Below are 14,768 nucleotides of genomic sequence, written 5' to 3' on the forward strand. Positions count from 1 at the left end.
CACCTATATAAATTTTTTAATGATTAGACTTATTCGCCCAGCTTAAAGAAGCTGAGCGATAAAATGCTTTAGAGTATGTAGCGGATTAACCGCCGATTGACGCCAAGTTTGGAGTCATGCCGCTGTTGCCATCGTGTAAGAAGTGGCTAACGGACTTGGTTTGAAGCTGAGCCTGAATTCGATCAATGAGCTCTTGCTCTTGTTGATCTTCTTGAATCAGATCTCTCAGTTCAACACCGTGGTCGCCAAACAGACATAGGTGAAGTTTACCAGTCGCAGAAACACGCAGTCGGTTACAACTCTCACAAAAGTCTTTCTCGTAAGGCATGATCAAACCGATTTCACCCTTGTAGTCTGGGTGGACAAACACTTGCGCGGGGCCATCGTTAACAGCTTTGACTTTTAACAGCCAACCGTTAGCAATAAGCTGGTTGCGGATCGCAACGCCAGACACGTGGTGTTTATCGAACAACTCGTCCATCTCGCCGGTTTTCATCAGCTCGATAAAACGTAATTGAATAGGTTTGTCTTTGATCCAATTAAGGAAGGCTGGTAATTCCTGACTGTTGAGGTCTTTCATCAATACGACGTTGACTTTGACTTGTTCAAAGCCAACCTCAAACGCTTTATCAATGCCTCGCATAACCTCTGTAAACTTATTCTCACCAGTGATCTGATGGAACATTCGCGAATCTAAGCTATCCACGCTCACGTTTATATGGGTTAAACCAGCATCACGCCATTGCCCTACTTGTTTCTCCATGCGGTAGCCATTGGTTGTGGTGGCTACTTTTTCGATGCCTGGAGTAGAAGCAACGGTATGTATGATTTCAGGAAAGTCTTTACGCAGACTCGGCTCTCCGCCAGTAATGCGGATCTTTGAGGTACCACAATCTGCAAACGCTTTAACAACGCGTTTGATCTCAGGAACACTTAAAAAAGACGAGTTTTTTTGCCCTGACGGTTTATAACCATCTGGCAAGCAGTAAGTACATTTAAAGTTACAGACGTCTGTAACCGACAAGCGCAAGTAATAAAACTTGCGATGGAATCTATCTTCGAATTGTTGCGCCACGGAACACCTTTCCAAACACGGGAGGCATAATCATTTCCAATTAAGCCCTTGTGACAACATGTCACTGGCTCTTGATGCGTATCGGTACAGCAAATACCACTGTGCGACTTAGCATGCGAGAGCTCGGAGTTATGGCAACTGCACTTTATATTCACACGCGCAGTAGCTGAGTAATAAAATACTTAATATTTGTACGTGAATCTAGCTTTGATGACAAAAAACGAGTCACATCGGCAAAAAAAACGTATCAAACCCTCAAAATAACTCTTGTTGAGTATCTGACGAGAAGCATTTAACCTAAATTATAGTTGGTAATAATCTAACAAGAACAAAAAATGAATATTTACTCTTCAAAGAAAGTTGTCGCAATTGGTGGTGGTCACGGCTTAGGTCGTATGCTTGCGGCATTAAAAGACTTTGGTAGCAACGCGACAGGCATTGTTGCAACCACAGATAACGGTGGATCAACCGGGCGTATTCGAGATTGCCAAGGTGGTATCGCTTGGGGTGACACTCGTAACTGTATCAACCAACTAATCACCGAGCCTTCGATCAGTTCGATGATGTTCGAATACCGCTTTCGCGGTCAAGGTGAACTCGATGGTCACAACCTCGGTAACCTAATGCTGACTGCACTAGACAACCTTTCTGTTCGCCCATTGGAAGCGATCAACCTGATTCGTAACATGCTTAAGGTCGATGTGAATATTGTGCCAATGACGGAACATCCTTCCGATCTCACTGCTTTGTCAATGGATGGCCGTTGGGTTACGGGTGAAACCAACGTTGATGACATGACAGAAAAACTGCGCATGATGGACTTGTCTCCAGAAGTTCCTGCGACCAGAGAAGCCGTTGCAGCTGTCGAACAAGCAGACTGTATCGTGCTTGGCCCGGGAAGTTTTCTAACCAGTGTTATGCCGCCCCTTCTACTGCCAGAAATTGGTAAAGCGATCGCTGATAATACTAAAGCCAAGGTTATCTTCGTTGAAAACCTGTCGCCAGAGCACGGCCCTGCAGGAAAAATGACGCTTCAAGAACAATTGGAGTGGTGTGAACGTACCTGTAAGGCAAGAAAGATAGACATTGTACTGGGCAATGAACCACACCCTGAATTAGAAGGGCAATGGAATTGTGTGACCACTGATCTTGCCTCTCCTAACCGAGATTGGCGACACGACCGTTTAAAACTCCAACAAGCGATTAGGGATCAACTGGCTTAATGCTTATAGCTTAGGCTAGACGACAGAGACCAGTAAAAACAAAAAAGGAGCATCATGCTCCTTTTTTAGTCTCTTTAATAACTAGCCGCTTTAGAGATCCGTCATCAACTGCTGATATTCAGTGTACGTTGATAACAGGAGCTCTTGCATATCTTGGAAATCAATCTCGGTTACAGGCAATGCTTGCTTCACTTTTGCGTCTAAGCTAATCGCAAAACTACACAAAGAGTCCGCACCAAAGCTCGCAGCACTACTCTTAAGTGCATGGCTAATATCCGCTAAATACTTAGATGTGTCTGACTCTTTATTTAGCTCCAAATGTTCGTAGTATCCCTTCAGTTCACCTAAAAATATTTCCAGTAACACTGGGACATTCTCTTGCCCTATTTCACCGGCAAGCTCATCAACTTTTTGCTGATTTAATATTATCATCATTGCTCTTTTCTTATTATTTGGTGATTACTGCTTCGCATTCCATGTTTGCAATTTTCGGTATATCGTCGATGGACTGACATCCAAGAAACCTGCCGCACGAGGAACGTTACCGTCACACGCTTTGATGGCCTGTTCGATAGCCGTTTTCTCAGTGATCCACAATGGGAAAATATCTTTTACCGTGATGTCTTCGTTCTGCTTCTCTTTTAAACGGAGACTGTTTTCAATTGGTTGGTTCAATGGCGGTGGAAGCATATTGAGAGTAATCTCTTTACCATTATTCAGTACCACTACATTTCGCAACACATTTTGTAACTGACGAACGTTCCCCGGCCACTCATATTGATTAAAGCGATCGAGTACTTCTTCAGCAAAACGTACGAACGCCTTGCCTTCTTCGACAGACATATAACCCAGCAATGAATATGCAATTTCGATGACATCTTCACCACGCTCACGCAATGGCGGCAAATGCAGTGGAATCACATATAAACGGTAGTATAAATCTTCTCTAAAGCGACCTTCTTGAACTTCTTTCCAAGGGTCGCGGTTCGTTGCACATACGAAACGAACATCCACACTCTTCATCTTCGAAGAGCCGACTTTTTGAAAGGTACCAGTTTGAATGAAGCGGAGTAGCTTAGTTTGCAGCTCTAAGTCCATTTCGCACAATTCATCGAGGAACAGGGTTCCACCATCTGCAAGTTCAGCTGCGCCTTGTCGATCCGTTGCCGCTCCAGTAAAGGCCCCTTTAACGTGACCAAACAATTCACTCTCAATCAAATCTTTAGGAATCGCTGCACAGTTAATTGCGATAAATGGCTTATCGCCACGCTTACTCGCAGCGTGAATGGCTTCAGCACATACCTCTTTACCGGTACCACTTTCACCTGTGATGAAAATACTGGCTTTGCTCGATGCAGCAGAATCGATCGTTCGGTAAACCTGCTGCATGGTTTGACTACTGCCAATAAAGCCTTGATAGTTCTGATTTCCTGGATTTTCCGAGCTATTTTTAAGTTTAGTGGCTTTGCGGATCGCGTTGTTCACCGTAATACGAAGTCGGTCGGCTTCACACGGCTTGATAAGAAAATCTTGGGAACCATGTCGCATGGCTTCTACTGCGGTATCAATAGAGCCGTGAGCAGTCATGAAGATAACGGGAACTTCCGGATATTTTTGTTTTACAGCAAACAGTACATCCATACCCGTCATATCGGGCAGGCGTAGATCTAATAAAATGAGGTCTGGGATTCGATGGTTCAAACTCTCGATTGCATCGCGGCCAGTACCAACAATGTTAATATCAATTTCGAGCGGTGTAAGATACGATCGATATAACGCTGCTACCGACGCGGTATCTTCTACCATTAACAAATACTTCGATTTGTTATCTAACGTTTTTGATTGCATATCCTAGCCATTTATAATTTGCATTTCTTATTATAATCGCATTCCGCTTTGCATTATGCAAATTAACCACACTATTTATACTGTGTTCGTTTGCTTGCTTCAAACAATCAATGTGTTATCTATTTGGCACGAACGATGCAGTTATCTAAATGACCTTCGGGTCACCTAGCCAACTGACGTTGTTAGTGGACAGAGTGTCCACAAACGTAAGCCAGTAGAACGTTTCCTACTGGCTGTTTTTTTGTCTGAAGCACTCTCAATTCTTATTTTATGGGTATAAACGCCTTAAGTAAGAAGTAAGGTTAGCTATTAGAAATAAACTGCTTTCTCAATTGTTCAATTTCATCGCGCTTCTGTGCCGCCAATTCAAATTCCAAATTCTGAGCATGCTGATACATCGCCGCTTCCAGTTTACTGATCTCTTTATCGAGCTGTTGTGGCGTAAGCACTGCATAGTTTTCAGAAGGTTCTGCCACCTTAGATAGTGGAACTTGCTTAGATTGTCGCTGCTGTTTCGACTTGGTCAGGTCGCCCAACTCCATAATGTCTTTGATATTACGTTTAAGCGCTTGCGGCGTGATACCTTGCTCTTCGTTGTAAGCCTCCTGTTTCTCTCTACGACGGTCGGTTTCATCAATCGCCTTTCTCATCGACTTAGTAATCGAGTCACCATATAGAATTGCTCGACCTTCCAAATTACGAGCTGCACGGCCAATGGTCTGTATCAAAGAACGCTCAGAACGTAAGAAGCCCTCTTTATCAGCATCAAGAATCGCCACCAGCGATACTTCCGGCATATCCAAACCTTCTCGAAGTAAGTTAATGCCCACTAACACGTCAAACTCGCCCAAACGTAGGTCTCTGATAATTTCTACCCGTTCAACGGTATCGATATCAGAGTGCAAGTAACGAACTTTGACGCCATGCTCACTCAGGTATTCAGTTAAGTCCTCTGCCATTCGCTTAGTTAGCGTAGTGACAAGTACACGCTCTTCTTTCACTGAACGTATTCTGATTTCAGACAATAGGTCATCAACCTGAGTCGCGACAGGCCTTACTTCGATAATTGGGTCTAACAAACCAGTAGGACGCACCACTTGATCAGCAATCTCACCGTCTGATTTTTCGATTTCGTAATTGCCTGGCGTGGCCGACACAAAAATCGTTTGCGGGGCTATAGACTCAAATTCTTCAAACTTCATTGGACGGTTATCCAGTGCCGAAGGCAGACGGAAACCAAACTCAACTAGAGTTTCCTTACGAGAGCGGTCACCTTTATACATGGCACCAATTTGCGGCACGGTCACGTGTGACTCATCGATAATCAACAGACCATCATCAGGCAAGTAATCAAATAACGTCGGAGGCGCTTCCCCTTCAGCACGGCCACTCAAGTATCGTGAATAGTTTTCGATACCAGAACAGAAGCCAAGCTCGGTCATCATCTCGATATCAAACTGAGTTCTTTGAGAGATACGCTGTTCTTCTAGAAGCTTATTATTGTCTTTTAAATATTGAGCTCTATCACGCAACTCATCCTTAATCTTCTCAATCGCTTCAAGGATTTTCTCTCGTGGAGTTACATAGTGCGTTTTTGGATAAACCGTAAAGCGAGGCAGGTCTCTTTGCTTAACCGCACCAGTTAGTGGGTCAAAGATACTGATGCAATCCACTTCATCATCGAACATTTCAATTCGCACGGCATCTTGGTCAGATTCAGCCGGGAAGATATCAATCACTTCACCACGCACGCGAAACTGACCTCGTTCAAATGCGACGTCGTTTCTTGAATATTGTAGCTCCGCCAAACGGCGCAAAATATCACGCTGATCCATAACCTCACCACGACTCAAGTGAAGCATCATTTTCAAATACGATTTAGGATCACCAAGACCATAGATAGCCGATACAGAAGCTACAATGATGGCGTCTTTTCGCTCTAATAAGGCCTTGGTCGCCGAAAGTCTCATCTGCTCGATATGAGCATTCACCGACGCATCTTTCTCAATGAACGTATCTGTGGTTGGTACATACGCTTCAGGCTGGTAGTAATCGTAGTAAGAAACGAAGTATTCAACGGCATTATTTGGAAAGAATGACTTCATCTCACCATAAAGTTGAGCTGCCAACGTTTTGTTAGGCGCTAACAAGATTGCTGGTCTTTGAGATTGAGAAATGACGTTGGCAAGCGTAAAGGTTTTACCCGAGCCCGTTACCCCTAATAGAGTTTGATGTGCCAAACCAGAATCTAGTCCATCTAGTAATTTGGTAATCGCCGTCGGCTGGTCACCGGACGGACTGTAGTCCGATACCAAGTCAAAGAGTTTACTCATAGGTCGCCATTTCCATACTGTTTATTTAATCAGGTCATTGTCACTCTAGGAGGAGTGTCGTTGCAACTATTATCTAGAGAAATGCATCTTAAGATTAGATATCAGTTATAGCTTTTGTTTTTGGAACTTGGTATTATCCGTGCCCCTGCAAGATCTCTTCAGCTAAATTACTCGATTTTTAATCCACTACTTTTCCCCAAAAAATCTAAAAATAGCACTTGTTTTACTGTTTGTTTTATAATCTTAAAAAGTTATACAATCGTAATGTTTCGATATAAAACTTTTAAATACATCACGTTACCGCAGATTTTAACATTTTCAGATTTATCCCAATTATTGTTGTTAAAGTTTCACGCACATACTTATCCACAATTTTGGTGGATAACTAAAGCAAAGCTAAATCTGATAAGGCGTTCAAGAAAGTAAAGTTTTTTATCTTATTTTTTTCTGCTATTTTTTATTGACAGAAAATAGGAGTCTTATTAGAATTCGCGTCGCTAACAAGCAATTCCCCTTTAGTTCAGTTGGTAGAACGGCGGACTGTTAATCCGTATGTCGCAAGTTCAAGTCTTGCAAGGGGAGCCAAATTCAGAAAAAAGCTCAATCGAAAGATTGGGCTTTTTTCGTATATAACTGCGACTAACTTGTTCCAAGTTAATATCACACCCGAATCGTCGGACCGTGCTACCCGCCCGCGTTTAAGTCTCGACAAGGGGGCCAAATTTAAAGAAGCCGCATCACTCGATGCGGCTTTTTGCGTTTTAACGTACTCACTTTCCTAAAAGCCCTCTAAGCAACCGAGCAACAGCCTTGAGTTAGCAACAATCAATTGACTCAAAAGTTCGCTATTTACTTCAACCAATTTCGACCTTTTGGCCGAAGACAAAAGTGAAATCACTGAGTACTCAAATGATCAGACAAAGATCATTGTGATATACCGCTGCACGCTCACACCATCAAAATCTATGTCTATACTTACTGCAGCTTTGGTAATCAATCGATTACCTGATGTTTTTTTCACCAAGTGTCTAAATCCCTAGTGATCCTTGGTTGTTATTAGGTGAGCAAAACAGGATAATATCGGGATCGGAATCTCAAGAATTAATCCATTATGACCGAATACCTTTTGTTGTTGGTTGGCACAGTGCTAGTCAATAACTTTGTGCTAGTGAAGTTTTTAGGGCTATGTCCATTTATGGGCGTCTCCAAGAAGTTGGAGACTGCAATTGGCATGGGCCTCGCGACGACTTTCGTTCTGACGTTAGCGTCGGTATCTGCATACCTAGTAGAAACCTACATCCTTACCCCTCTGGGTATTGAATATTTGCGTACCATGAGCTTTATCTTGGTTATCGCGGTGGTTGTTCAATTTACGGAAATGGTCGTTCACAAAACCAGCCCTACCCTTTATCGCCTATTGGGTATCTTTCTGCCGCTTATCACCACCAACTGTGCGGTATTAGGTGTGGCACTTCTGAACATCAATGAAAACCACAACTTCATTCAGTCGATCATCTATGGTTTCGGCGCTGCGGTGGGTTTCTCTCTTGTATTGATCCTATTTGCTGCAATGCGTGAACGTATTGCGGTTGCTGATGTTCCAATGCCATTTAAAGGCGCATCGATTGCGATGATCACAGCTGGCCTAATGTCTCTGGCATTTATGGGCTTTACTGGGTTGGTGAAATAAGCATGAGTACCATTTTAATTGCGATCATTGCACTCGCCGCTTTAGCCGCTATTTTTGGCGCTATTTTGGGCTTTGCTTCTATCCGTTTTAAAGTTGAAGCCGATCCGATCGTCGATCAAATCGACACTATTTTACCGCAAACTCAATGTGGCCAGTGTGGCTACCCTGGTTGTCGCCCATACGCGGAGGCGATCGCGAACGGAGACAAGATCAACAAGTGTCCTCCAGGCGGCCAAGCAACCATTGAGAAGCTCGCAGACTTAATGGGCGTAGAAGTTGAAGACTCCGCTCATGACTTAGATAACAAAGTAAAAACCGTTGCCTTCATTCATGAAGATATGTGTATCGGCTGTACCAAGTGTATTCAAGCCTGCCCTGTTGACGCCATTGTTGGAGGCACCAAGGCACTCCACACAGTAATCAAAGATGAATGTACAGGTTGTGATCTATGTGTCGCACCGTGCCCTACTGACTGTATCGAAATGATTCCAGTGGCAACAACGACTGAAAATTGGAAATGGCAGATGAACATCATTCCTGTTACTGATATCACTAACCAAGCAACTGATGCGACCGCGTCAGAGCCTAAGGCATAGGGTTAGTATGATCTCTTTAATTGAACAAATTCGCACGGGCTCTATTTGGAACTTCCCGGGCGGTGTGCACCCTGCTGAAAACAAGAAACAGTCGAATACTACTGATATCGTGCATGCAAGGCTCCCAGAAGAAATCGTTCTTCCGGTGAAACAGCACATCGGTAAGCCTGGTAACTTATTGGTTGCTGTCGGTGGTACCGTACTCAAAGGTCAGCAACTTACTGCCTTAGAGACTGGTTTTACTTTGCCAGTACATGCGCCAACATCGGGTGTGATTACCGCTATCGAACCACGAACCACCGCTCACCCTTCTGGCTTGAGCGACGTGTGCGTGGTTATTAAACCTGATGGCTTAGACGCTTGGATTGAAAAAAATCCAGTTGAAGATTTCTCGACAAAGACCTCTGACGAACTGCTTGATGTGATTCGCCAAGCTGGTATTTCAGGCATGGGCGGCGCTGGCTTCCCTACCGCGAAAAAGCTTCAGTCAGGCCTTGGTCGTACTGACATTTTGATCGTCAACGCTGCTGAGTGTGAACCTTACATCACCTCAGATGACAAGTTGCTGCAAGAGCATGCCAGCGAAGTATTAAAAGGCATCGAAGTGGTTGAACACATTCTTCAACCAAAGCTGACGGTTATCGGCATTGAAGACAACAAACCAGACGCGATAAAAGCACTTGAGATTGCAGCGAAAGACAAAGATATCGTCATTCGTGTTATCCCAACTAAATACCCTTCAGGTGGTGAGAAACAGCTGATAAAGATCCTTACTAATAAAGAGGTTCCGGCTGGCGGCATCCCTGCAGACATTGGTGTTTTGGTTCAGAACGTCGGCTCTCTTTACTCGATTAAGCGAGCGGTAATTGACGGCGAACCTGTGGTTAACCGCGTTGTGACATTAACCGGTAAAACCTTTAAGCAACCTCGTAATGTTTGGGCGCTATTAGGCACACCAGTACATGAGTTACTTGAAGAGTTTGGCTACAAAGCCGATAAAAAGCTTCCGCGTTTGATTTTGGGTGGCCCTATGATGGGCTTCACCTTGCCACATGCCAATGTGCCAATCACTAAAACGTCGAACTGTATTTTGGCACCAACGCGTCGTGAGATCTCTCCAAGCACTTACGAGATGGAATGTATTCGTTGTAGCGCGTGTGCTGAAGCTTGTCCTGCGTCTCTACTTCCTCAACAACTGCAATGGCATGCGAAAGCCAACGAGTTGGATAAGTGTGAAGAACTGAATATTAAAGACTGTATTGAATGCGGTGCTTGTGCATTTGTCTGCCCAAGTGAAATTCCTCTTGTTCAGTACTACCGCCAAGCAAAAGCTGAGATCAAAACTCGAAAAGATGAAGCCGCTGCAGCAGAGCGCGCCAAGATTCGTTTCGAAGAGAAAAACGCTCGTATGGAGCGCGGCAAAGCAGAACGTGAAAACCGCTTTAAGAAAGCAGCTGACAACCGTCGTAAAGACATGAAATCAGCCGACGGTGACGATGCAATTGCTGCGGCGATTGCGCGTGTTAAGGCACAAAAAGCGACAGCAGACCAAGCTCCTAATGCGGAACCAGCGGTGAAACCTGCGGTTGCGGCTGCGATTGCCAAGGCAAAAGCAAAACAAGCTGCGGCTCAGAAAGCGGATAGCGCTGAACCAGACAATTCTGAAATGTCGAAACTGCGTGAAGAACGTAAACGACAAGCTCGAGAGCGCAAAGCACAACAAGCAGCAACTGATGCTCCTGCAGAAAGCTCTGGTGATGGCAAAAAAGACGCTGTTGCTGCAGCTATCGCTCGTGCTAAAGCCAAGAAGGCTCAGCAGGCAGAATCTGCTTCTGAAGCTCCGGTTGAAAAATCAGGTGACGCTAAGAAAGATGCTGTCGCTGCTGCAATAGCTCGTGCTAAAGCCAAGAAGGCTCAACAAGCTGAATCTTCTACTCCAACAGCAAGCGAAGCTCCGGTTAAAAGTTCTGGCGATGCTAATAAAGATGCTGTTGTTGCAGCTATCGCTCGTGCTAAAGCGAAGAAAGCACAACAAGCAGAATCAGCTGCTCAAACCGAAAGTGAAGCTCCAGCTAAAAGCTCTGGCGATGCCAAGAAAGATGCTGTCGCTGCGGCTATTGCTCGCGCTAAAGCCAAGAAGGCTCAACAAGCTGAATCTTCTACTCCAACAGCAAGCGAAGCTCCGCTTGAAAGCTCTGGCGATGCTAAGAAAGATGCTGTCGCTGCGGCCATTGCTCGCGCTAAAGCAAAGAAAGCACAACAAGCTGAACCTTCTACTCAAACAGAAAGCGAAGCTTCAGCTGAAAGCTCTGGTGATGCCAAAAAAGATGCAGTCGCTGCCGCTATTGCTCGCACCAAAGCGAAGAAAGCACAGCAAGCTAAGCAGGTCGAAGCAGAAGCAATTGCTCCTGAAATAGAAGTGGAAGCTGAAATTCAATCAGAACCAGCGGATCCTAAAAAAGCAGCTGTTGCCGCTGCAATAGCTCGCGCTAAAGCAAGAAAGGCACAACAAGCGAAACAGGAAGAGTCAGCAGAAACACCTGAATCTGTGGTTGAACCTGTAGTTGAATTAAAGGCTGAAACTCAACAAGAACCAGTCGATCCTAAAAAAGCAGCGGTTGCTGCCGCGATTGCTCGTGCTAAAGCAAGAAAGGCGCAGCAAGAGCAAGACAAAAAGAATAATGAGGAGAAAGAGTAGTGACCTTCTTTATCGCCAGCTCACCGCACGCGCACAATCGTAGAAGCACCCCTGATCTCATGAAATGGGTCGCTATTTGTGCATTGCCAGGTCTACTAGCTCAAACCTACTTCTTTGGATGGGGTACGCTCACCCAGTTAGTATTTGCTATTGCACTTGCTGTTACCTTTGAAGCCGCTGTAATGCTGCTAAGAAAACGCCCGCCAGTGATGGCATTGCGTGATTACAGTGCGGTTGTGACCGCTTGGCTGCTCAGTGTCGCTATTCCCCCACACTCTCCGTGGTGGATTCTAGTCATAGGTATGTTCTTCGCTATCATCATCGCAAAACACCTTTATGGCGGCCTTGGGCAAAACCCATTTAACCCTGCGATGGTGGCTTACGTTGTTTTGCTGATCTCATTCCCAGTTCAAATGACCAGCTGGAATGCGCCGACCAGTTTAACTGCTGAAGCTACGAGCTTTGTTGACTCCTTCTTGATGATCTTTACTGGTTTCAATAATGAAGGCTTGTCTTTACAACAAGCACGCCTTGGTATTGATGGCACCACTATGGCGACGCCACTCGATGCCTTCAAAACCGCACTAACGGCAGGCAACACGGCTTCTGAAGCTCTGTCTCAACCTCAATTTAGCTGGTTAGCTGGTGTAGGCTGGGAATGGGTAAACCTTGCTTACCTTGTTGGTGGCCTTGTGTTGATCAAACAACGCGTGATTCAATGGCATATCCCAGTGGCATTTCTGGCCAGTTTGACCCTATTTAGCCTAGTGTTCTTGATGTTCACTCCCGGTGAAACCGCTTCACCAACCATTCATCTATTGTCTGGTGCGACTATGCTCGGCGCATTTTTCATTGCGACCGACCCCGTTTCAGCATCAACGACAGTAAAAGGTCGCTTAGTGTTTGGTGCTCTGATTGGCGGGCTAGTCTTTATTATCCGCAGTTGGGGTGGCTTCCCTGATGGCGTGGCGTTTGCTGTATTGTTAGCCAACATGTGTGTTCCACTGATTGACTACTACACCAAACCTCGTACATACGGCCACTAAGGAAGCAGATACTATGCTAAATGCAATTAAGAAAAACGGTCTTGTACTTGCGATTTTTGCCTGCGCTTCGACAGGTTTGGTGGCCGTTACTCACTACCTGACCAAAGATCAGATCAAACAACAAGAACAGGCTCAGTTACTGTCTGTTCTTAACCAAGTGATCCCACACGATCTGCACGACAACGAGCTGTTTTCGTCTTGTACTTTGGTTCAAGCAGAAGAGCTTGGTACTGAGCAAGCGATGCCGGCTTACATTGCTAAAATCAATGGTGAGCCGAGTGCGATTGCGATCGAAGCGATTGCCCCTGACGGCTACAACGGCGCGATTAAAGTGATTGTTGGAATGAAGATCGACGGTACTATTTTAGGTACTCGCGTGCTTTCTCACCAAGAAACTCCAGGTTTGGGTGATAAGATTGATTTGCGTGTGAGTGATTGGATTCTCTCATTTGCTGGTAAGCAAGTGACGGATTCTAATCTTGACCGTTGGAAGGTTCGTAAAGATGGTGGTGACTTTGACCAGTTCACTGGCGCAACCATTACGCCAAGAGCTGTCGTTAAGTCAGTGAAACAAGCGGTGCAATACGTTAATCAAAACAACCAAGCATTGCTTGCTCAACCTCTAAATTGTGGTGGTGAATAATGAGTGACCATAAAACACTAATTAAAAATGGCATGTGGGCCAATAACCCTGCCCTAGTGCAACTCCTTGGCTTATGTCCGCTGTTGGCTGTCTCTTCGACTGTGACTAACGCTCTTGGATTAGGTATCGCTACCTTGCTTGTACTAGTCGGCTCGAACGTGTCTGTATCTTTGGTTCGAAACCATGTGCCAAAAGAAGTGCGTATTCCAGTGTTCGTGATGATCATTGCTTCACTAGTAACCTGTGTTCAACTTCTGATGAACGCTTACGCGTATGGCCTTTACCTCTCTTTGGGTATCTTTATCCCACTGATCGTAACCAACTGTATCATCATTGGCCGAGCGGAAGCCTTCGCGTCTAAAAACGAAGTTTTACCTGCTGCTCAAGATGGTTTCTGGATGGGGCTTGGCATGACATCGGTACTGGTTGTATTGGGTGCGATGCGCGAGGTTATTGGTAACGGAACTCTATTTGATGGCGCAGACCTACTCCTTGGTGATTGGGCTTCGGTGTTACGAATCCAGATATTCCAATTTGATAACAGCTTCTTGTTAGCCCTGCTACCACCCGGTGCCTTCATTGGTGTTGGTTTCTTGATTGCTTTGAAAAACATCATCGACAACCAAGCTAAATCTAGACAGCCAAAACAAGAAAAACCAGTCATTGAACGCGCTCGCGTTACCAATGCCTGATAAGTTACAGTAGCTTAAATCCTGCTGAGTAGCTCAACCGCTCAGAAGGTAAATAGATTGACCAAGTACACATAATAATGACGCTCATAAGAGCGCGTAACCGATGATAAAGCCTGAACCATTGCGAAACTTGTTATTTTAAAACGAGTAAGTTTGAAAGAACTTCGCCGGAACTCAAGCCCTAACTATTTGAAAGTAATGTCGCTATGAACAATGTAAAACGAGTAGAAATACTTGAGCGTTTGAGAGAAAACAATCCAAATCCAGAAACCGAGCTTAACTGGAACAGCCCTTTCGAGTTGCTGATCGCCGTGCTCTTATCTGCGCAGGCAACCGATGTCAGCGTTAACAAAGCCACTGATAAGCTTTATCCTGTGGCTAATACTCCACAGGCTATTTTCGACCTAGGTGTCGATGGCCTAAAAGAGTACATCAAAACCATCGGCCTGTTTAACTCAAAAGCAGAAAACACCATCAAAACGTGTCGCATGCTACTGGACCTCCATAATGGTGAAGTGCCGGAAGATCGCGCTGCATTAGAAGCCCTTCCAGGCGTTGGCCGCAAAACTGCAAACGTAGTGTTAAATACCGCCTTCGGTTGGCCAACGATTGCGGTTGATACTCACATCTATCGTGTATCAAACCGCACTAAGCTAGCGATGGGTAAAACCGTCGACGATGTCGAAGCAAAGCTACTTAAAGTCATCCCAAAAGAATTCAAACTGGATGTCCACCATTGGCTCATTCTTCATGGACGTTATACCTGTATCGCACGTAAACCACGCTGTGGCAGCTGTATCATTGAAGACTTGTGTGAGTTCAAGGAAAAAACCGACGTCTAGGCTAGCTCTAAGCGAATGAAGCTAAGAAGCTAAGAAGCTAAGAAGCTAAGAAGCTAAGAAGCTAAGAAGCTAAGAAGCTAAG

General features: G+C 44.9%; 12 protein-coding genes, 1 tRNA gene and 1 riboswitch. Of the genes, 9 read left to right on the forward strand and 4 right to left on the reverse strand.

From position 1 onward, the window contains the following. Positions 1 to 85 precede the first annotated feature (85 nt). Positions 86 to 1,075, reverse strand: a complete 990-nt coding sequence (gene moaA, locus ACED53_RS01305) for a GTP 3',8-cyclase MoaA (protein ID WP_009848642.1) — start codon at positions 1,073 to 1,075, stop codon at positions 86 to 88. Then, positions 1,064 to 1,216: riboswitch (molybdenum cofactor riboswitch) on the reverse strand. Its footprint overlaps the gene before it by 12 nt. Positions 1,217 to 1,410: 194 nt before the next feature. On the opposite strand from moaA, the gene ACED53_RS01310 reads away from it, so the two are divergent. Then, positions 1,411 to 2,298, forward strand: coding sequence for a YvcK family protein (locus ACED53_RS01310; protein ID WP_017099955.1), 888 nt, complete (start codon positions 1,411 to 1,413; stop codon positions 2,296 to 2,298). A 90-nt stretch (positions 2,299 to 2,388) separates the two neighbouring features. Here the strand turns inward: ACED53_RS01310 and luxU are convergent, their stop codons facing one another. The 3 genes from luxU to uvrB form a co-directional block, all read right to left on the reverse strand. After that, positions 2,389 to 2,733, reverse strand: coding sequence for a quorum-sensing phosphorelay protein LuxU (luxU, locus tag ACED53_RS01315; RefSeq protein ID WP_017099956.1), 345 nt, complete (start codon positions 2,731 to 2,733; stop codon positions 2,389 to 2,391). A gap of 24 nt (positions 2,734 to 2,757) precedes the next feature. After that, positions 2,758 to 4,146: a quorum-sensing sigma-54 dependent transcriptional regulator LuxO gene (gene luxO, locus ACED53_RS01320; RefSeq protein ID WP_017099957.1), complete on the reverse strand. Its 1,389-nt coding sequence runs from the start codon at positions 4,144 to 4,146 to the stop codon at positions 2,758 to 2,760. A 302-nt stretch (positions 4,147 to 4,448) separates the two neighbouring features. Then, positions 4,449 to 6,479, reverse strand: a complete 2,031-nt coding sequence (uvrB, locus tag ACED53_RS01325; protein ID WP_017099958.1) for an excinuclease ABC subunit UvrB — start codon at positions 6,477 to 6,479, stop codon at positions 4,449 to 4,451. Positions 6,480 to 6,988: 509 nt separating this feature from the next. On the opposite strand from uvrB, the gene ACED53_RS01330 reads away from it, so the two are divergent. The 8 genes from ACED53_RS01330 to nth all read left to right on the forward strand — a co-directional run bounded on the left by ACED53_RS01330 (position 6,989) and on the right by nth (position 14,686). Next, positions 6,989 to 7,064 (forward strand) — tRNA-Asn (locus tag ACED53_RS01330). A 526-nt stretch (positions 7,065 to 7,590) separates the two neighbouring features. After that, on the forward strand, positions 7,591 to 8,169 hold the full coding sequence (rsxA, locus tag ACED53_RS01335; protein WP_004734039.1) for an electron transport complex subunit RsxA: 579 nt from the start codon (positions 7,591 to 7,593) through the stop codon (positions 8,167 to 8,169). Between the two features lie 2 nt (positions 8,170 to 8,171). Further along, a complete protein-coding gene (gene rsxB, locus ACED53_RS01340; RefSeq protein WP_009848647.1) occupies positions 8,172 to 8,765 on the forward strand; it encodes an electron transport complex subunit RsxB in 594 nt (197 codons plus the stop codon). A gap of 7 nt (positions 8,766 to 8,772) precedes the next feature. After that, the gene (gene rsxC / locus ACED53_RS01345) at positions 8,773 to 11,463 is read left to right on the forward strand and encodes an electron transport complex subunit RsxC (RefSeq protein WP_371715231.1); all 2,691 of its coding nucleotides are present in this window, start codon (positions 8,773 to 8,775) and stop codon (positions 11,461 to 11,463) included. Then, the gene (gene rsxD / locus ACED53_RS01350; RefSeq protein ID WP_017099960.1) at positions 11,463 to 12,509 is read left to right on the forward strand and encodes an electron transport complex subunit RsxD; all 1,047 of its coding nucleotides are present in this window, start codon (positions 11,463 to 11,465) and stop codon (positions 12,507 to 12,509) included. Before rsxC ends, rsxD begins: the two co-directional genes overlap by 1 nt. 13 nt (positions 12,510 to 12,522) lie before the next feature. Continuing rightward, positions 12,523 to 13,152 carry an electron transport complex subunit RsxG gene (gene rsxG, locus ACED53_RS01355; RefSeq protein ID WP_012603532.1) on the forward strand — a complete coding sequence of 210 codons (630 nt, stop codon included), beginning with the start codon at positions 12,523 to 12,525 and terminating at the stop codon, positions 13,150 to 13,152. After that, positions 13,152 to 13,844 carry an electron transport complex subunit E gene (locus ACED53_RS01360; protein WP_017099961.1) on the forward strand — a complete coding sequence of 231 codons (693 nt, stop codon included), beginning with the start codon at positions 13,152 to 13,154 and terminating at the stop codon, positions 13,842 to 13,844. Before rsxG ends, ACED53_RS01360 begins: the two co-directional genes overlap by 1 nt. Positions 13,845 to 14,050: 206 nt before the next feature. After that, on the forward strand, positions 14,051 to 14,686 hold the full coding sequence (nth, locus tag ACED53_RS01365) for an endonuclease III (RefSeq protein ID WP_017099962.1): 636 nt from the start codon (positions 14,051 to 14,053) through the stop codon (positions 14,684 to 14,686). Positions 14,687 to 14,768 lie beyond the last annotated feature (82 nt).

Source organism: Vibrio sp. 1F169, from assembly GCF_041439605.1.
In the GTDB taxonomy this organism is placed as follows: Bacteria; Pseudomonadota; Gammaproteobacteria; order Enterobacterales; family Vibrionaceae; genus Vibrio; species Vibrio tasmaniensis_A.